At 62.2% G+C, this 18007-nt stretch carries 16 protein-coding genes and 1 tRNA gene; 9 read left to right on the forward strand and 8 right to left on the reverse strand.

Annotated elements, in window-relative coordinates; translation table 11 throughout:
• Positions 1 to 139: 139 nt before the first annotated feature.
• Positions 140 to 916, reverse strand: a complete 777-nt coding sequence (locus AC1C2Q_RS12340; RefSeq protein ID WP_495450346.1) for a hypothetical protein — start codon at positions 914 to 916, stop codon at positions 140 to 142.
• Positions 917 to 1095: 179 nt separating this feature from the next.
• Here AC1C2Q_RS12340 and AC1C2Q_RS12345 point away from each other — a divergent pair.
• Positions 1096 to 1185, forward strand: a tRNA-Ser gene (locus AC1C2Q_RS12345).
• Between the two features lie 954 nt (positions 1186 to 2139).
• On the opposite strand, the gene AC1C2Q_RS12350 is transcribed toward AC1C2Q_RS12345, so the two are convergent.
• From AC1C2Q_RS12350 to AC1C2Q_RS12360, 3 genes are read right to left on the reverse strand one after another with little or no spacing between them, the layout of a single operon-like run.
• The gene (locus AC1C2Q_RS12350) at positions 2140 to 3198 is read right to left on the reverse strand and encodes a Gfo/Idh/MocA family protein (protein ID WP_495450347.1); all 1059 of its coding nucleotides are present in this window, start codon (positions 3196 to 3198) and stop codon (positions 2140 to 2142) included.
• A complete protein-coding gene (locus AC1C2Q_RS12355; protein WP_495450348.1) occupies positions 3191 to 4201 on the reverse strand; it encodes a Gfo/Idh/MocA family protein in 1011 nt (336 codons plus the stop codon). Before AC1C2Q_RS12355 ends, AC1C2Q_RS12350 begins: the two co-directional genes overlap by 8 nt.
• A gap of 14 nt (positions 4202 to 4215) precedes the next feature.
• A complete protein-coding gene (locus tag AC1C2Q_RS12360) occupies positions 4216 to 5391 on the reverse strand; it encodes an ROK family protein (protein ID WP_495450349.1) in 1176 nt (391 codons plus the stop codon).
• 216 nt (positions 5392 to 5607) lie between these two features.
• Between AC1C2Q_RS12360 and AC1C2Q_RS12365 the strand changes: the two genes are divergently transcribed.
• The 7 genes from AC1C2Q_RS12365 to AC1C2Q_RS12395 all read left to right on the forward strand — a co-directional run bounded on the left by AC1C2Q_RS12365 (position 5608) and on the right by AC1C2Q_RS12395 (position 13327).
• The gene (locus AC1C2Q_RS12365; RefSeq protein ID WP_495450350.1) at positions 5608 to 6585 is read left to right on the forward strand and encodes a Gfo/Idh/MocA family protein; all 978 of its coding nucleotides are present in this window, start codon (positions 5608 to 5610) and stop codon (positions 6583 to 6585) included.
• Positions 6582 to 7601: a Gfo/Idh/MocA family protein gene (locus AC1C2Q_RS12370; RefSeq protein ID WP_495450351.1), complete on the forward strand. Its 1020-nt coding sequence runs from the start codon at positions 6582 to 6584 to the stop codon at positions 7599 to 7601. The genes AC1C2Q_RS12365 and AC1C2Q_RS12370 overlap by 4 nt, the downstream gene beginning before the upstream one ends.
• Entirely contained in the window at positions 7598 to 8644 is a 1047-nt protein-coding gene (locus AC1C2Q_RS12375; protein ID WP_495450352.1) for a Gfo/Idh/MocA family protein, read from the forward strand. Before AC1C2Q_RS12370 ends, AC1C2Q_RS12375 begins: the two co-directional genes overlap by 4 nt.
• Positions 8641 to 10236, forward strand: coding sequence for an FAD-dependent oxidoreductase (locus AC1C2Q_RS12380; protein ID WP_495450353.1), 1596 nt, complete (start codon positions 8641 to 8643; stop codon positions 10234 to 10236). The genes AC1C2Q_RS12375 and AC1C2Q_RS12380 overlap by 4 nt, the downstream gene beginning before the upstream one ends.
• Before the next feature lie 160 nt (positions 10237 to 10396).
• Positions 10397 to 11542, forward strand: a complete 1146-nt coding sequence (locus AC1C2Q_RS12385; protein ID WP_495450354.1) for an ABC transporter substrate-binding protein — start codon at positions 10397 to 10399, stop codon at positions 11540 to 11542.
• Positions 11539 to 12486, forward strand: a complete 948-nt coding sequence (locus tag AC1C2Q_RS12390) for a carbohydrate ABC transporter permease (RefSeq protein ID WP_495450355.1) — start codon at positions 11539 to 11541, stop codon at positions 12484 to 12486. Before AC1C2Q_RS12385 ends, AC1C2Q_RS12390 begins: the two co-directional genes overlap by 4 nt.
• A complete protein-coding gene (locus AC1C2Q_RS12395) occupies positions 12476 to 13327 on the forward strand; it encodes a carbohydrate ABC transporter permease (protein ID WP_495450356.1) in 852 nt (283 codons plus the stop codon). The genes AC1C2Q_RS12390 and AC1C2Q_RS12395 overlap by 11 nt, the downstream gene beginning before the upstream one ends.
• An 859-nt stretch (positions 13328 to 14186) precedes the next feature.
• Here the strand turns inward: AC1C2Q_RS12395 and AC1C2Q_RS12400 are convergent.
• Together AC1C2Q_RS12400 and AC1C2Q_RS12405 are read right to left on the reverse strand one after the other, a co-directional pair.
• Positions 14187 to 14948, reverse strand: coding sequence for a ferritin-like domain-containing protein (locus tag AC1C2Q_RS12400; RefSeq protein WP_495450357.1), 762 nt, complete (start codon positions 14946 to 14948; stop codon positions 14187 to 14189).
• A 75-nt stretch (positions 14949 to 15023) separates the two neighbouring features.
• Positions 15024 to 16238, reverse strand: a complete 1215-nt coding sequence (locus AC1C2Q_RS12405; RefSeq protein WP_495450358.1) for a Fic family protein — start codon at positions 16236 to 16238, stop codon at positions 15024 to 15026.
• A gap of 279 nt (positions 16239 to 16517) precedes the next feature.
• Here AC1C2Q_RS12405 and AC1C2Q_RS12410 point away from each other — a divergent pair, with 279 nt between their 5' ends.
• Entirely contained in the window at positions 16518 to 17027 is a 510-nt protein-coding gene (locus AC1C2Q_RS12410) for a DUF1269 domain-containing protein (protein WP_495431390.1), read from the forward strand.
• A gap of 141 nt (positions 17028 to 17168) precedes the next feature.
• Here the strand turns inward: AC1C2Q_RS12410 and AC1C2Q_RS12415 are convergent, their stop codons facing one another.
• Together AC1C2Q_RS12415 and AC1C2Q_RS12420 are read right to left on the reverse strand one after the other, a co-directional pair.
• Complete coding sequence (locus AC1C2Q_RS12415) at positions 17169 to 17690, reverse strand: VOC family protein (protein WP_495450359.1); 522 nt, start codon at positions 17688 to 17690, stop codon at positions 17169 to 17171.
• A 70-nt stretch (positions 17691 to 17760) separates the two neighbouring features.
• Positions 17761 to 17931, reverse strand: a complete 171-nt coding sequence (locus AC1C2Q_RS12420; protein WP_495450360.1) for a hypothetical protein — start codon at positions 17929 to 17931, stop codon at positions 17761 to 17763.
• Between the last annotated feature and the right edge of the window lie 76 nt (positions 17932 to 18007).

Consider the following 18007-nt stretch of genomic DNA (forward strand, 5'->3'; position numbering starts at 1 on the left):
TGGATGCGACATTCTCAGCCACCTGGCGAGGGGGCCAGGGCCTTCCGATGCCGGGAGGCGTCGCAACACGCCGCATCACTCGCGCGCAGACGACCATCTGCGACCCCACGGGATCGCACTAGGCTGCCCTCGGCGAGCGTCAGTAGTACAGCTCGACCGGCGGCTCCATGACGATGCCTTGCGCTTCGAAGGAACGGCGGCGCTCTTCGATACGGCGGTGCAGTTCGACCTGCGCGTCGTCGATCAGTTGCTGGTCGATTGCGACGTTCTGCGGATGCTGGTCGCCGTTGAGGTCGGCGATGTAGGCGTCGAGCTCTGGCCCAGAGGTCCATGACGTGATGAGCGAATACCGCGGGGCGGTGCCTCGGTGCCAGACCGCGTGCCAGAAGCGTTGCGTGTCTACGACCATGCGGGTGCCGGCGGGCAGCGCCACCCTGATCTCGGTCGCCGGGTCGAAGCGGTCTTCGCGCAGGATGAGCATCGAGTCCGGGTCGTCGGTGAGGTTGATGAAGGAGCGCACGACCCAGCCGGTGCCGTCGTCGTTCAGGCGGTTATTGTCGTCCTGGTGCAGGTTGTAGACGGCGTCGGCGTAGGTGTTCGGCTGCAGTTCGATTACGCGGCAGCGGCCGATGTTCGTGCCGGGCTCCTGGGCGAGCTTGGCGAGTGTGGGGGCCTTCTCGACCTGACTCGGAATCCAGACGCCATCTTTGTCGGTGCGCGGCGGGGTCTGATTCCAGAAGCCGTTGCATTCGACTTCGCCCGCGTAGCTCGCCAGTGGTGCGAAGCGGGTGATGCCGGAAGAACGCCAGCCGACGTAGTCGAGGTCCAGCCATTCGGCGGGATCGATGGGATCGGCGTACCGGTCGAGGACGACGTATCCGGTCTCCTCCAACGCCGCTGACGTGATGAAGCTCATGGAACACCCTTTCCGGACCGGCGTCTCCGTCCATCCGTAAGGCCATCCTAACTCGCCCCGGCCTCACAATCCCGGGCGGCAACAGGAGTTCCCAAGTCCTTTCTCATGCGGCAAAGCTCGTTTCGTGCTCACAATGCGCCGATTCGCGCGACAGCCCGCCGTCGCGTAAACTCATTCGCGGTGACGTGTCCGAGCGGCCGAAGGTGCAACACTCGAAATGTTGTGTAGGTTCACCCCTACCGTGGGTTCAAATCCCACCGTCACCGCCATTTTGGGCCCCGTTTCAGTTGATTTCGATCGGCTGGGACGGGGCTTATTCGATTTCGGCCGGATTGAGCTATTGCCACGGCGTTGCCAGCTGAACTGGGGTTTCTCAATGCCGGTGTTCGTCCAGTCGGCGATGAGCTTCTGGTGCCGTGTCGGGTCTGTCGACGCGCGTAGGCCAAGTCGCGCGTCGTTCCACGGTTCATGGCAACAGATTGGCAACAACTGCTGAGCGTTCAGCGGTTCGATTTTCTGGGTCCGCGGCAGCGCCGGCCGAGCAACTTCTCGTGGGGCTGAGCCCACGAGAGAACTTGTGTGATGCGATCAGCTCGACGCACTCTCACGGTGTGGAAGTTCGGTGAGGACCCGAACTAATGCTCACCGGACCCATACGGGCGCCACTCGTGGTGAAGCTTCTCGATGTACCGTGTCAGGACTGCATCGAAAGACCGCGAGGCGTGCAGCGCGGTGCATCACCGCGACCCGCTTGGCCGCGAACGTGATGGACAAGGTCGCAGTGGGCAACCTCGACCGGGATCTGCTCGATGCCCTGTGGGATGCGGCGAGGGACGCCGCAAACATTGGCGTCGATGTCCTCGTCAACAGTGGGTGGCGGTCCCCGGATCTCCTGCAGCACTTGCTGCAGGATGCTGTCGCAGAATACGGCTCGGAAGAGAGCGGCCCGTTGGGTCGAGACCGCGGAAACCTTCTCTCGCGTCACGGGAGAAGCTGTCCAAATCGGGTCGTTGCGAGCCCAGGTTTGGCTGGCACAGTCCGGTTCCGACTACGGGCTCTGTCAGGCGTACGGGAACGAGCCGTGGCATTACGAACTGCGAACTGATGCCATCGACAACAGATGCCCGCAGCCATTCGCCGATCCCACGGAAGACCCGCGGCCGCAGCGATGACGTATACCTTTGCTCGCTGCGAACTCGACGACGTGCGCGAAGAAACCGTGCTCACAGCGTCCGGACGCGACCGTCGCGCGCAGACTCACGGGCTGCATCCATGATGCGCAGTGTTCTCAAACCAGAATGACCATCGGGCTGCGGAATTACAGCCGGTGATGTGCCAGGTGTCGCGCGTCCGGATTGGCGCACGGCCGAAAGGAAGTGATGGAGAAGGCGTTCGTCGGGGTCAGCGCCGACGGCGACATGTACTTCTCCGGCCGCGTCGTATCCACCAAGGTGATCATCGAACGGGGAGATCTCGACCGATCCTGATGTTCCGGTGATCTGGAGCGTCAGCCCACCCCACACTGGTGCGGAGTCGGGCTGGCTCCAGGAGCAGTCGATGCTGACGATCAGGCCGGAAGGGTACTGGAGGGTGACCAGCCCTGACGTCTCGACGTCAGAGTCGGTCGCAGGGCGAATGGTTCCGTTGGCGACGGCATAGACGGTCGCGGGGAGTTCGCCGTCGGTGAGGTCGTCGACCAGATCGGCGCAATGCACGATATGGTCGACCAGCGCACCGCCGCCTGCCGCGTGGGGATCGGTGAACCACTGGCGCTCATTGACCGGTATCTGCCCGTTGTTCGTCCCGGTCATCTCGACGAGCTCACCGAGAGTGCCGTTGGCGACGAGCGAGCGCGCATCTTTAAACGAGGGTGAGAAGCGAACCGGATAAGCGACCATCAGGATGGAGCCTGATCGCTCGCAGGCGGCGACCATCGCTGCTCCGTCCTGTACCTGTGTCGCCAGTGGTTTTTCGCAGAGTACGTGCGCACCGAACGCGGCCGCCTGCTCGACGAGGATGCGGTGGCGGAAATTCTCGCTCGTGATGATGACCGCGTCGGGGCGCCATGCGAAGAGCTGCTCATAGGTGTCGACGTAGGGGATCCCCAGCTTGTCGGCGAGCTCCTGTCCTCGGAGCCCTGAGTCCGGTGCCTCGTCGCCGTCCGGATCGGCGCTGAGCAGCTCCAGCCCCGGAATGTTCTTCAATGCCCGTACGTATGCGGCAGCATGTACGTGCGCGAATGAAGCGATCGCAACCTTGAGGTTCGTTGTGGATTCAGGCATGGTTCACAGTCCGGTTCTCTGAGATCAATGAGACTGGTTGACGCTCGACGATCGAAGCCACGGTCGCTTCCGCCAATCGCACTGCTTCGAGTCCATCCGCGACCGCAACGCGGAAGGGAGCTCCCGCTCTGTTTTCAAGGAAATGCGTGAGTTCAGCGGTGTAGGGGTTCGGCAGCCCACGTACACCCACCTCTGCATCCGAATGAGGGGCTTCAAGGACGACGTCACGACGGGCTGCCGAGTCGTACCGCAGTGTTCCCTGTTCTCCGGCGATGGCGAATGACGACCGAAAACGTGTGTCCGCTGCGGCCCAGGTCGCCGTGACCTGCGAGATCGCGCCGTTCGCGTGGGTGAGCGTTGCGTGAACGCCGGTGACGGTTTCTGCGTTGTCGGTCGGGCTGGCGTTCTGCACAGCGAACACGGAGGTGACCTCTCCGCAGAACCATCTGGCCTGGTCGAGGTCGTGGAGCAGCAGGTCGAAGACGATCCCGCCGGAAAGCTCGGGGTGCGCGAACCAGCTGTCCGCGGGAGGAGCCGGAGTGCGCCTGTGGAATCGGGCCATCGCGATTTGACCGATACGCCCCTTGGCTACCGCTGATTTCGCGGCGACGTTGGGTCGAGTGAACCGAGCGACGTGAGCCGGAAACACGCGTGTCTTCTTATCGGCGGCTGCATTGACGATGGCATTCGCATCGGCGACGGTGAGGGCGAGCGGCTTTTCGCAGACGACGTCCAGACCCGCATCGATCGCTTTCAGCGCGTACTCCGCATGGGTGTCGCTGGGTGAGACGATATCGACGATCTCGACTGCGTCGAGCAACTCGTCGAGCGAGCGGATGGGTGTCACGTCACGTTCGCTAGCGAGCTGCTCGACGCCGTCTGAAGAGAACACGAGGACTCGGGCTCCGAGTCGGAGCCACGCGTCCGCATGAACGCGGGCCATTCTTCCGGCTCCGATCAATCCGACGGTCGGAGGCATGGGTCGGGAGGTGAGGAGTTGCATGTTCCTGCTTTCTCTCAGCGATCGATCCGGGTGGTGGCGTGAAGCAGATCGATCCGCGGAACGGGGACGTCATTGATTCCGAACAACTCGCGCGACCCTTCCTGATAGCCCAGTGCGAGTGCGCCGAGCACTGTAGCTTCATCAGGATCGACGGGGGACGCGATCAGATCAGGTTTGGAGTCCAGCAGGATGACGCGCCGGACTTCTTCTCGGAGAGAGTCGATGATCGACGGATCCCAGGTCGCCAGTTCTCCTCCGATCACAATCAGATCTGGATCGAATATAAGCGCGGCGGTGGCGATGCGGTTTGCGATCTCGACGATGAACTGCTCAATTTCTTGTCGAGCGTTCTCGTCTCCCGAAAGGGCTGCTTGCATCGTCGCCTCGGTCGATGCCGCGGTCTCCCAGGTGAGCTTGCCTTTGATCGAGTTGCTGGTCCATCGGAACCCTCGGAGACTGGCGAGCTCTCCAGAGCTCCGATGGGCGCCCTGGTGGATTCTCCCGTCAATGGTCAATGCGAAGGAGATGCGGTTGCCGACACGGAAGTGGAGTGTGTTGGGGGCAAGTTGTGCTGCTCCGAAATGATGCTCGGCAAAAGCCATGAGCTTCGTGTCGTTCTCGAGGAATACACGGCATCCGAGTGCGCTCGCAAGGTATCGGGCAAGATCGGTGTTGCTCCACTCCGGCACGTAATAACTCTGTGCGATCTTGCCGTCGAGGCCGATGATGCCGGAAACCCCGACGCATGCAGCTTTCAACCGCGAAGGCAACACATCGGCATCGGCGAGCGCGGCACCGATGGTATCGATCACCACGGCCATCCGATCGGAGGCGCTGCTCATTTCGCTGATCTGTCGTCTTGCTCGGCCGACGATCCGCCCGCCGAGATCGCCGATGACCACAGTGACATGCGTGGGGCCGGCGTCGACGCCCGCGACGACGGCGCTCAGGCGTTCGAAGCGAAATCGGCGAGCGGGGCGTCCTGCTATTCCGCCTGCGTCGGCCGGAGCGGCGGACAGGATTCCCGCCGCCTGAAGGTCAGTGACCACGGCCTCGACGGTCGGTCTCGACAGGCCACTGCGTTGAGCGATGTCGATGATTCGGGGGTCGCCTGAGGCAGAACGGAGCATGTGGATGCACGCCAGTTCGTTGGCGTGGCGTATGTCCGCTGCGCTCGGTGTTGTCTCCACAGTGCTCCCCTCGGTTGGCGGCACCGTTGCAGCCAGGTGTAATAGTAACCAGCATACGTAATGCAGGCGGCAAATGTCTCTCGATGAGCAAATATTGCACTTTTACTGAGCTATAGATGCGAAGTTTCAGTCTTTTGGATCATAATTCATTGTGCATTGACGTTTCATAATAGGCCTGCAATACTGGGTGCTCCAGACCTGATCAGAGGAGATCTGTTGAATATCACGAAAGCTGCTGTGATTGGCGGAGGCGGTATCGGCCGCGTTCACGCTGCCGCGTATCGGTCTGCAGGTGCAGAGCTCGTCGCGGTCGTAGAGCCGTCGGAAGTCATCGCCGAGCAGTTCACTGTGATGTTCGGCGTACCCTCTTTCCCCACGCTCGATGCTCTTCTTGACGCATCACTTGGCGTACAAGTGGTGAGCATCTGCACGCCGCCGATTGCGCATCGCGAGAATGTCGAACGCGCGATCGCAGCCGGCATCCATGTGTTGTGCGAGAAACCGCTTGGGCACACGGTCGAGGATGCGGCCGCGATTCACGCGGCGGCAGTCGGCGGCGACGTTCTCGTTGCCACCGCGTACTGTCACCGATTCCAACCTGAGCTCGAGTTCATCAAGCACCTCATCGATGAGGGGCGCCTGGGCGCGCTACGGACGTTCTCGAACGAGTTCTCGGGTCAACAGGATGACATCGAGAACCGCTGGTTCGGGAAGAAGCAGCTCGCGGGCGGGGGAGCGGTGATGGATGCTGCAATCCACTCCATCGACATCTTCCGCTTTCTCTGCGGTGAGATCGACGACGCTTCGGGTTCGCTGGCGTTCGACTTGGACGGCACCGTCCTCGAGGTCGAGCACAGTGCCGCACTGACGGTGCGCTCGGAGCGCTCAGTGGTGGGCGGGATACTCGTCTCCTGGAAATCCCCGACGGGCAAGGCGTTCGTGACGGTCGCGGGTTCTGAGGGAGCGGTGACCTATGACTACGCCCGTCCTGGGAAGGTGGAGTTCACCTCGGCAGACGGCGAGACCACCATGCTCGAGGCGCCGACCGGTGATCGGTTCACGCTGGAGATAATTGACTTCCTGCAGGCGATCGAATCGGGGACTGCGCCGCGAACAGGCACCCATGATGGGCTGGTCGGTGTCGGTGTCGTCGACGCCATCTACCGCAGGACCGTTGTCCCTGGAGCGCGATGAGCCGGGGTCTGCGAGTGCCGTCGTCGGCGCTTCGAATCGGGATCGTCGGCGCCGGTTCAATGGCTGCCGTGCACGCACGAGCCTGGGCGGAGCTCGGGGCCGAACTCTTCTTCTACGCACCATCCGGAAGCAGCGAGATCGCCGAGCGGTTCGGCGGTTCGTCGGCGGAATCCCTGTCGGCGTTGTTCGCAGAAGTGGATGCTGCCGACATCTGCGCCCCGACCCCGTTTCACGCGTCGTTGGCGATGCAGGCACTCGAGAGCCGGCTGGACGTTCTCTGCGAAAAGCCGCTCACACGCACCTCAGAAGAAGCGACTGCTCTGCTCGACCTGGCGCAGAATCAGGGATGCTTGCTGATGCCGGCGCACGTCGCTCGCTACTTCCCGCAGTACGAGAATGCACACCGCGCCATCGCGGAGGGTGACATCGGCAGCGTGGCAGTCTTGCGCTTCCACCGGTCCGGCCCCGCCCCGCGTCGGGCCTGGTTCAGCGATGCAGAGGCATCCGGCGGCATCATCCTCGATCAGATGATTCACGACATCGACCAAGCCATCTGGATGGCGGGCCCGGTTGAGTCAGTCTATGCATCCGAGAATGCCAGCACCACAGGCTCTGAGACCTTCAGCAGTGCGCATGTGATTTTGACGCACACCAATGGTGCGATCAGTCATTGCCGCGGCAATTGGGGGAGCGCCGAGACGCCGTTCGTGTACGGATTCGACATCGCGGGCACGGTAGGGACGCTGTCGTTCGATTCGCAGCGAAACTCGGGCTTCAACATGCTCGCGCGGCGATCGGCTGAACCGCATGCGGATGAGTTCTTGCCCGAAGTCGGTCTTTTCGGCGATCCATATGCCGCGCAGGTGCGTGAGTTCGTCGACTCCATCACGGCAGGGAAGGCGTCTCGAGTGACGTTAGAAGACGGGGTGCACGCCGTCGACGTGGCGTTGTGTGCGATGCGATCCGCCAGCGACGGTCAACCCGTCACGATACGACCGAGGAAAGCCCGCAGATGACCCAGCCACTCAAGATCGCGATCATGTCGTTCGCCCATCCGCATGCGAGCGCGTATATCGCTGCTCTGCTCGAGCACGGTGACGTGGAGATTCTCACAGCGGATCCGCATGGCGCCGCGGCCTCTGGAGACGCGATTCGAGGATCGTCTTTCGCCGCCGATCTGGGCGTGAGGTACGTCGAAACGTACGAAGAGCTGCTGGCGTGGCGACCGGACGGCGTGGTGGTGTGTTCCGAGAACACTCGGCATCGTCTGGACATCGAGGCCGCGGCTCGTGCCGGTGCTCATGTTCTCAGCGAGAAGCCTTTGGCCACGACCGTCGCCGATGCGATGTCAATCGTCGAGACCTGCCGCAATGAGGGGGTCTCGCTGATGACTGCGTTCCCGATGCGCTTCACGCCGATGTTTGCGGCGATGCTCTCGGCCGTGCGCGAAGGCAGGATCGGCCGGATCATCAGTGCGACGGGCACGAACAACGGGCAGCTTCCGCCCTCATGGTTCGTGGACCCTGATCTTGCTGGCGGAGGCGCAGTGATGGATCTCACCACGCACCTTATAGACCTCCTGAACACCGTTCTGCAGGCGGCGCCGCGTACGGTTTTCGCGGCCACGAATCAGATCCTTCATCGTGATAATCCGAAGATCCGTACCGAGACAGGCGGTCTCGTCAACGTGGTTTACGACAATGGCGTGGTCGCGACCATCGACTGCTCGTGGAGCTATCCGGATTCGGCCCCGACGTGGGGCGGGCTCACATTGCAGCTGGTCGGGACGGAGGGCACGATCGACATCGCGCCTTTTGAGCTTCGGGTGGACGGCATTGCTTCTGACGGCCGGGCCCAGTGGCTGTCGTATGGAGCGGACTACAGCGTTCCCATGATCGCCGAATTCATTAGCGCCATTACAGAAGCGAGTGAACCTGTGCCGAGCGGCGAGGACGGTCTGCGTGCGGTCGAGGTCGTCGAGGCTGCGCAGCAGTCGGCCCAGACCGGCAGTGCAGTGAAGATGATTCGCACCGACGCACGAGACGGGATGGACCGATGAGTGTCACAAGACTGCAGACCGACATAGCGATCATCGGGGGAGGCGTCGGCGGCGTCGCGGCCGCCCTCGCAGCGTTACGAAGAGGGCGTCGTGTGATCCTCACGGAGCAGTATGCCTGGCTCGGCGGCCAACTCACGTCTCAAGCCGTTCCTCCGGACGAGCACATCTGGGTCGAGAAGTTCGGCGTGACGCAGTCGTATCGCGCGCTGCGCGAGTCGATTCGTAACTACTACCGCCGAAACTATCCGCTGACTCGAGCAGCGCTCGATGATCCGCACCTCAATCCAGGCCAGGGAACAGTGAGCGGGCTGTGTCACGAGCCACGCGTCGCGGCCGCGGTGATCGAGGAGTTCTTGGCACCGTACCGTGCCTCAGGGTGGCTGGTCGTGCTGCAGCCGTTCGTGCCCATCGATGCCACCGTCGTCGGAGATCGCATCCAATCGGTGATCGTTCGCGACATCGCATCCGGAGAAGAAATCACTATCGATGCACCGTTCGTGCTCGATGCCACGGAAACAGGTGAGCTTCTGCCGCTGAGCGGCACAGAGTACGTCACCGGGGCCGAGGGGAGGGCCGAACACGGAGAGCCAAGCGCCCCCGAGGTCGCAGACCCCAAAAACGTGCAAGCGATCACCTGGTGCTTCGCCTTCGATCAAACGAGGGGTGACAACACGATCGAGCGCCCGAAGGACTATGACTTCTGGCGGGAGTATCAGCCACCTTTCTGGGGAGCACCACTGCTTTCCTGGACGTACCCCAACCCGATATCGCTTGCTCCGACGACCGCGGGACTCGGCGTAAACCCGGAGACCGGCGGAGCGGCCGCCCTACCGGCGAGTACGTATGATTTCTGGACGTACCGGAGGGTTCTCGCGCGTTCCAACTTCGAGCCCGGCGCGATCGAGAGTGACATCGTCATTGCGAATTGGCCGATGAACGACTACTTCATCGAATCAGTTCTCGACACGCCGCTCGCACAGCAACACCTGGATGCGTCGCGGTCACTGTCTGCGTCGGCGCTGTACTGGATGCAGACAGAGGCGCCGCGCCCAGACGGCGGCACCGGCTACCCGGGGCTACGCCCTAGGGGTGATGTCGTCGGAACGCGTGATGGACTCGCGCAGGCACCCTACATTCGTGAGTCGCGGCGGATCCGCGCCTTGAAGACCATCGCGGAGTCGGACGTTTCCGTAAAAGTTCGCGGCCATGGGCGCCCCGCCACCTTCAGCGACTCTGTCGGCGTGGGAATGTATCGCATCGATCTGCATCCGTCGACCGCAGGTGACAACTACATCGACGTGGAATGCGCGCCCTTTGAGATTCCGCTGGGTGCACTCGTGCCGCAACGCACGACGAACCTGATCGCCGCGGCCAAGAACATCGGTACGACACACATCACAAACGGGGCCTATCGCTTGCATCCCGTCGAGTGGAATATCGGGGAGTCAGCGGCACTGCTCGCGGACTACTGCCTGGAGAAGGGGACAACGCCACACGCTGTTGCCACGGATGATCGGCTTCTCGGCGACTTCCAGCACCACCTCACGACGCAGGGCATCGAGCTCCACTGGCCCGACGTCGTGGGCTATTGACGACCTGAAACGATCCCAAAGAAACGGAATGAATGCGATGCGACCAATGACGAGACTCGCCAGCACTGTGATTGCCGTTGCGGCAGTGACCGCGCTGACTGCATGTTCAAGCTCTTCCCCGGCCGTCGGTGAGCCGGCGGAAGGTAGCGTGGATCTTCGTATGACGGTGTGGACGGCCAATGAGGACCATCTGGCACTGCTCAATGAGATCGCCGATGAGTATTCGGCTGACCACTCCGAGATCGGCACGATATCGTTCGACTCGATCCCCTTTGCCGACTACGAGACGACGCTCACGACTCAGGTCGCCGGTGGTAAATCACCGGACTTGGCCTGGATGGGTGGCATCTCGGCGGACATCATGAATGCCGGTGGTCTCGCACCACTCACGCCGGCATTCACTGAGGTTGAGGGTTACGACTTCGACGACATCGTCACCAGCCTCCGCGACCCCTTTATGAAGGATGGCGAGCTGTACGCGATTCCGTTCTCGAACGGACCGTACGCGGTCTTCATCAACAAGACCCTGTTAGCTGAAGCGGGATACGCCGATCTCGACCTCACGTCGCTTACCTGGGAACAGCTCGACGAAGTCGGTGCCGGAGTGAATCAGAAGACCGGCAAGGCCGGATTCCTGCTCGGTGACTTCGATTTCGCTAACTGGGCGAATCTGCAGCCGTTGTGGGCCGGCTGGGGAGCAACGTCATGGGACGAGGAGGGATGTGGGTTCGACTCGGATGAGATGGTTGAGGCACTGACCTTCTTCCACGACGCTGTGTTCACGAACGGATCGCACCCCGGCCCGGGAACGACGGTTGATTTCTTCGCGGGTGATGCGGCGTTCGTTACCACTCAGATATCCCGCGGTGCGCTGCTCGACGACTCGTTCGAGTACGAGATCATGCCGCTCCCTGAGGGCCCAGCCGGCAGCGTTTCTGTGGTGGCTCAAGCGAGCATGGGTGTGCTGGCCAGTAGCAAGCACGTCGATGAGTCGGTTGACTTCCTCGCCTTCCTCACTGACCCGGAGAACTCCGCCAAGCTGTCGCAGTTCTTTCCTCCGGCACGTGACTCGTTGCTGACGGGTGAGAAGCTCGCTGAGACCAACTCGAACTTCACAGCTGAGCAGCTCGAGCGCGCAGTAGTCGGCCCGATCGCAGATGCGATCGTGACGCCGACCGCGCCGGGAATGGCCGAAATCACCGCGACCGTCCGTTCGTCGCTCGACTCGCTGTGGCAGCCCGGTGCTGACATCTCGGCTGTGCTCGGAGCAACCTGCAGCGCGATCGATCCCCTGCTGGCAAAATGAGCGTAACTCCTTCGACCGTTCCGGGGCGGGGCGCGACAATCGCCTCGCCTCGGCGTGCACGGTTCTGGACCGGCTCACGGCGAGATGCCCTGGTCGGCTATGCCTTCATCTCTCCGGAGATCATCGGGGTTCTCCTTTTCGTCATCATCCCAGTCGGCCTCGCAGTCTGGTACAGCCTGAACGAGTGGAACGTCTTCGCTGGCGAAATGACCTTCGTCGGCGGAGATAACTACGCGGCGCTGGTCAACGATCCGAACATCCCCAAGGTGCTGGGCGCGACGGCAATCTTCTCTGTCGGGGTCGTGGTGCTCAACCTTTCTGTCGGGCTGGGACTCGCCGTCCTGCTCAACAAGAAGCTGCGGGGGATGACGGTTTTTCGCACCATCTTCTTTTCGCCGGTCGTGGTCTCGGTGGTTGCATGGGCGCTAATCTCCAGCCTCATGCTTCAGGACAACGGCGTGCTCAACGAGACTCTGAATCTCGTGGGGATCGACGGACCCAACTGGTTGCAGAACAGCTCCACCTCAATGCTCAGCGTGATCGTCTCACAAGTGCTCCGCAGCGTCGGGGTAAACATGGTGCTCTTCTTGGCTGCCTTGCAAGGCGTGCCAACTGAGCTCTATGAGGCCGCTCGCCTCGACGGAGCGAGCCGTACGTCGATCTTCTGGCGCATCACAATGCCGCTGATCTCCCCCACACTATTGCTCACCAGCATCCTGACGATCATCGCGGCACTCCAGTCGTTCGCGATGATTGCAGTGCTGACGCAAGGCGGTCCGGCCTCTTCCACGACGGTGCTCGTCTATTACGTCTACCAACAGGCATTCTCGTTCTCGAAGATCGGGTATGGCTCGACACTCGCTCTCGTGCTGTTGACGTTCGTGCTCGTGCTCACGGTCGTCCAGTGGCAGATGCGTAGGAGGTTCGTTTTCTATGAAGACTGAGAAGCACATCAGCGACATTGTTCGCAAGGTCGTTCTCTACCTCGCATTGGCGGTGTTGGCGATACCATTCGCCATTCCGACGATCTGGATGATCACCTCTTCGTTTAAGCCGACGAATGAGATGTTCGGTTCGCCTCCGTCGCTGCTGCCCCACACGTGGACGCTGGATGGCTACGTGAATGCGTTCGAGTTTCTGCCGTTCGGCCATGCGTACTTCAACAGCGTGTACATTGCAGTTCTCGTCACATTGATCACCCTCACGGTCTCGAGCCTTGCCGGCTACGCGTTCGCGCGCATCAAGTTTCCTGGCGCGAACGTGCTGTTCATGGTGACATTCATCGGGATGCTGGTACCGACCGAGGTGACGATCGTCCCGCTGTTCCAGGCTTTCCGACAACTCGGCTTGATTAATACGCATGTGCCGCTGATTGTGGTGCCAGCTTTCGGTGCAGGAGCGGTGCTGGGGACGTTTATCATGCGACAGTTCTTCATCGCGCTGCCCGGGGAACTCGAGGATGCTGCCCGCGTCGACGGATTGGGACGAGTTCGCACCTGGTGGTACATCGCGCTCCCACTCGCAAAGCCGGCTCTGTCTGCGGTCGCGATCCTCACGTTCCTCAATTCGTGGAACATGTACCTCGAGCCGATCGTGTACATCACTTCGCCGGATCTGTTCGTTCTGCCTCAGGCGCTAGCCAACTACGTCGATACCTACGGCGGTTCCATGTGGAACACAAAGCTCGCGGCCGCGACGATGACGGTGATTCCGGTTCTGGTGGTGTTCGTGATCGCTCAGAAACAGTTCGTGGAAGGGATTGCGCACTCGGGGCTGAAGGGCTGATGCTCAGCAGGCTTCATCCGCGCTGACTCAGTGAATGGCGGTCGCTTCTAAACAGCCGAGATTCACTGTCCACCAAGGATGCGACTTTCCGGGGCGTCGCGATGGCCTCCTGGCAACCCCTTGGCAACAACTGAACCAGATCGACCCTGATTCGCCTGATTGAATCCCGAGTTCAACGCCAGCGAATCCGGGCGAAACCGAGCTTCTGTACTGAATCAGATCTCGAGTTCATGGGTTCAAATCCCACCGTCACCGCCAGAAAAACCCCTGTTCATCTGGGTTTTTCCATGTCGAGAGCTGTGCGCGGCAACACCAGTGGCAACATTTGAGCGCGAAACGGCTCTTGGCGGTAGTGTCACCGCCTCGCTGCAACGCGCACGATCGAACAGGTGTTCCACCTCGACCCGCGGAATTCTGCGGATTGATGGCCATGTCGCTCATGGCACGCGGGATCCGGGACAGAATGCCGTGCTACTTACCGTGGGCATCCGCCCCACGGTCGGGTCGTTCAGTTCTTGATCATCCTTCAGGCCCACTCGGTGGTTCTGTGACCTATGCCTGGAAGGTAGACCCCGTCCGCATGCATGGGCTCAGGAGTCTTAGCTGTACCTGGGCTCAGAGCTGTTGAGGGTGGTGCTGTGGCTCTCGTCCGGCGACTTGGCCCGCGTGCCAGGCTCAGGCGAACTTCCCGTCGGGTAGCGGTTGCAGACGAAAGATCGTTGTTCGGAACCCGACACGAGGAATTTCGGCAGCACGGGTCATTGACGCTACGTGCCCGTAAGGGGCACCTCGCTGTGCGACGGGTGCGGGTGCCTGTCCGAGCATGCCCATCCGGGTTCGGCAGGCGCCCTGTCCCTTGTCACTTGATCTGTCGAAGTGGTATCGAGGTCGGCCCGAGCAGCGGCGCCCAGGGCATCGTGAGCACCTCCCGCGCAGCGTGTCGGGACCGTCTCATCGCCTGGCCCCAATAGGCGAGGGGCCGGATGCCGCATGCTCGAAGCGCTGCGGCATGGTCGATGAGGACGACCGTCGCAGCTCCAGCCGCGACCACACACCAACTGAGCCTTACCGCGGCACGGGCCGCAGCCGGCGTGCCCCGAAAGCCGATCCGGAGACGGTCGATTTGAAAGCGGATGTGATCGCGCTCGTCGATCGCGATCCGCCGGCCGATCCCGCGCAATACCGGGTCCGGAGCACGCTCGGCGAGGGCAGAAAAGTAGCCCATCGCCACGGTCTCGGCGATGAGGAACATACCGAGCTCGGTGCGCAAACCGAACAGGCGACGCAAAGTCGTGAAAGCGGCATCGGTCCAATGAGAGTCGAGAGCGGGTGCATCAAAGTGGTCGAGGCCACGACGGAACAGCGCGGAGTGCTTCTGCTCCTCTCTCACGAGGAGTTCGAGCGCCGCGAGATAGGTCGGGTCGCCGGCGGCTGCCGCTTTCACGAGCAAGCGTTCGCCGTCCCCGTTCTCGCCAAGTTCGAAACGTTGAAAGGACCGGATAAACGCTCGCCTCTCCGATTCGCTCACGTTCGGCGTCGCATCCCACTCGACTGTCGCTTCCATCTCCCGGTGTCGGGTCGGGTTGGCCCGGAAGTGGTCAGGCCACAGGTCGAACGTCATGGGGTCATCGTACGCAGAGCAGGACGCGAGCCGTGCCGGTCCCGTGTGATGTCTTCTCCCAGATCCACTCGGGCATCAGTCCTGCTTTCCTTCGTGCATGGCTGTTTGGATGCGGCGGTCAAGATCGTCGAGCTCGGCCATCACTTCGGATGCCGCCCAGACGCGGTCCTTCTTGCGCCCCGTGATCTCCTCGATGAAGCCGGCGTCGACCAGCTGGTCGATCGCCCTGTAGGCGGCCGTGGGGGAACCGGCTGTGGCTTCGATCTCGCCGGTGCCCATGACGGGGTGGTCGTAGAACGCCTGGATGAGAGCAGCTGCAGCGGAGTTCGCGCGTGGCTTCAGCTCTGCAGCCCACAGTGCGGGCATCGCCTTCAGGCGGGCGATGGTCTCGCGGGAGCATCCGGCGGCCGCGCGCGTAGAGAGCGCGAACAGGTCGATGAGCGGTGCAGGGTCGCCGAGTCGGTGGGAGCCGAGGGCAGCGAAGTAGTCGTCGCGGTGGGCGAGCAGGCCGCTGGCGAGGGGGACCACCGCGTTCCGGGTGACGCCTCGACGCCGCAACACGGCGGAGACGAGAGCGCGGCCGATGCGACCGTTGCCGTCGGTGAAGGCGTGGATGGACTCGAACTGGGCGTGACCGATCGTGGCCTGCGTCATCACGGGTACGTCGTCCCGGTTGAGGTAGGCGATGAGGTCGTCCATCAGTTCGGGCACGCGCTCGGGCGCCGGGGGAACGTGGAGTGCGCCCCGAGGGGAGTGGTCGCTGCCGCCGATCCAGTTCTGCATGTCGCGGAGGCGACCGGCGTAGTCGGCTTCCTGGGGTTCGTCGGTCATGAGCGCACGGTGGGCGCTCATGAGGTAATCGAGCTCGAAGCGCCCGCTCTCACCGACCTTGGTGATCAGCTCGTGGAGTGCGGCGGAGGCTGCGACCATGCTGGTGGCGGAGGTGTTGCCCTTGTTGCCGGCCAGCGCCTTGGCGTAGTCGCGGGCGGAAGCGTTGATGCGCTCGATCTTCGACGAGGCTGTGGACTCGGAGCGGACCATGAAGCGGCTGAGGGCGGCGGAGTGCCCCTCGGCGTCGGTGTCGGCCTGGGCTACAGCGAGCAGTGCGCGCTCGGTGTGGAGCATCACCTTCAGTGGCGGCATGTAGTCGAGCTCGCGGATGAACGGCGGGATGGTCGCATCCACGGACCGCATCATCCGGTCGTCGCGGGTGCCACCACGAACCTGCTGCTGCCAGGGAAGCGTTTCGACGCCGTGTGGCGGCCACTGCAAGATCCGATCTTCGTCCATAACCGCTAGTTTACCCGTGCAAAATCCCACTTGAAATAGCTAACCGGTGATTTGCTCGGCCAAATCACCGGTTTCGGTCACCGCAATCGCGTGACCGCATCCGCTCCAGCACCCCTGAATGGACGTGCGGGGTGCGGCAGATTTCCCCGCGCGCGTTTTCTCACAATCACGGCCGCCTAGCAACCCCCTTATCAACTGGATGTCCCGTGCATAGCGTGACGAGGGTCAGGATGCGCGTAGTTGGATCGGCGGGCATCATCACAACGAGAAGGAGCCGAAATGACAAAATCAGACGGAGTATTCCTCTTCATTGGAACGTACCCGAGCAAGGATAAGGCCCGGGTCGACTATGACGCATTCAAGAAGCTGCATTCCGATGGGGCGATCGGAACCTATGACGCGGCCGTCGTCACCAAAGACGATAAAGGCAAGGTCCACGTAAACAAGGACGAGACGACCTTCCGCCACTGGGGCTGGGGCGGAGCCGCGATCGGCGCCGTGGTCGGCCTGTTGTTCCCGCCGGCGATCATCGGCACGGCCGTTGTCGGTGGCGCGATCGGTGCGGTGAGCGGCCACCTCACGAGGGGGCTCTCCCGCGAGGAGGTCAAGGAGCTGGGTGACCTCCTCGACGTCGGGGAAGCCGCGTTGCTCATCGTCGGTGAAAGCACCGAAGAGGCCGCGGTCGAGAAGGCCGAGTTGAAAGCAGAGAAGCGTGTGGCGAAGCAGCTCGACGTCAGCATCGAGGACATCGACGCGGCCGTAAAGGCGGCCGCAGGCGAGGTCAGCTGACACAAAGTCAAAGCGTCGAGGAGGGTCGGGCCTGCAATGGCCCGGCCCTCCTCTATGCCGCAGATCGCCGCGATGACACCGACGTTACCCGCCCCACCGGGCATTGGCCCGATAAGCGTCCGAGGACATACCCGACGTTCTCTAGAGGTAGGGCTGGGTGATGAGTTCGATGGCATGGCCGGAGGGGTCCTTGAAGTAGACCCCTCGTCCGCCGTGTTCGGTGTTTGTCTCTCCCGAACGGGTCATCTGCGGGTCTGCCCAGTGGGTCACATTCCCGTCGACCAAGCGTGAGTAGGCGCGATCGAAGAGCTCGTCATCGACCAGGAATGCATAGTGCTGCATCTGGATCTCGACGGGTGGCTCCGCGAACTGCAGCATCACGCCGCCGTCGAGCATGATGTTGGTGAACGGCCCCCAGGAGGCGGCTTCCGATGCTTCGATGAGTTCCCGATAGAACCTGGCGGACTCGTGACGGTCCTTCGAAGCGATGATGGTGTGATTAAACGTTGCTGAAATGGTGATTTCCCTGTCTAGGTCTCTGTCTGGCGTGTACGAGATGCCGTTTGATGCGTGGGCATACGAACGGCACGCCAAAGGCGGCGGTGCCCGCGAGCGGCGATGAAGCTGCTCGGGCGAGGAGAGCGGGTGCGCCGGTCGAGACAACCGGTAGAACCTCAGAGAACTTCCGGTTTACCAACCTGTGCATGGCATAGAGCCGATCCGGAAATCACACTCAAACGATAGCGCAGCCGCCACTCCCGCAACCAGTGCTTTCGCCGAGGATCTCGGCGCCTACAGGCAACGGGATCGCTGACGCAGGTGGGACGTCGCCCTCGGTGGCCATCATGTTCAGCCAGAACAGCCGCCCTGCGTAGAGCAGTGCGAGTACGACCAACGCGACCACGATCAGAGTCCACGAGATCCGCCGGATGGCGGCACTAATTCGCTGCCGCTGATGTCGACTGGGGGGTCGCGCAATA

The sequence above is a fragment of the Microbacterium sp. Y356 genome (assembly GCF_059445355.1).

What these genes read in the sequence shown, in the direction of transcription:
- AC1C2Q_RS12400 (WP_495450357.1), bottom strand. Translation starts at nt 14,948, where the DNA reads ATGACGTTCGACCTGTGGCCTGACCACTTCCGGGCCAACCCGACCCGA.
- AC1C2Q_RS12340 (WP_495450346.1), bottom strand. Translation starts at nt 916, where the DNA reads ATGAGCTTCATCACGTCAGCGGCGTTGGAGGAGACCGGATACGTCGTC.
- AC1C2Q_RS12350 (WP_495450347.1), bottom strand. Translation starts at nt 3,198, where the DNA reads ATGCCTGAATCCACAACGAACCTCAAGGTTGCGATCGCTTCATTCGCG.
- AC1C2Q_RS12355 (WP_495450348.1), bottom strand. Translation starts at nt 4,201, where the DNA reads ATGCAACTCCTCACCTCCCGACCCATGCCTCCGACCGTCGGATTGATC.
- AC1C2Q_RS12405 (WP_495450358.1), bottom strand. Translation starts at nt 16,238, where the DNA reads ATGGACGAAGATCGGATCTTGCAGTGGCCGCCACACGGCGTCGAAACG.
- AC1C2Q_RS12385 (WP_495450354.1), top strand. Translation starts at nt 10,397, where the DNA reads ATGACGGTGTGGACGGCCAATGAGGACCATCTGGCACTGCTCAATGAG.
- AC1C2Q_RS12410 (WP_495431390.1), top strand. Translation starts at nt 16,518, where the DNA reads ATGACAAAATCAGACGGAGTATTCCTCTTCATTGGAACGTACCCGAGC.
- AC1C2Q_RS12375 (WP_495450352.1), top strand. Translation starts at nt 7,598, where the DNA reads ATGACCCAGCCACTCAAGATCGCGATCATGTCGTTCGCCCATCCGCAT.
- AC1C2Q_RS12390 (WP_495450355.1), top strand. Translation starts at nt 11,539, where the DNA reads ATGAGCGTAACTCCTTCGACCGTTCCGGGGCGGGGCGCGACAATCGCC.
- AC1C2Q_RS12380 (WP_495450353.1), top strand. Translation starts at nt 8,641, where the DNA reads ATGAGTGTCACAAGACTGCAGACCGACATAGCGATCATCGGGGGAGGC.
- AC1C2Q_RS12370 (WP_495450351.1), top strand. Translation starts at nt 6,582, where the DNA reads ATGAGCCGGGGTCTGCGAGTGCCGTCGTCGGCGCTTCGAATCGGGATC.
- AC1C2Q_RS12395 (WP_495450356.1), top strand. Translation starts at nt 12,476, where the DNA reads ATGAAGACTGAGAAGCACATCAGCGACATTGTTCGCAAGGTCGTTCTC.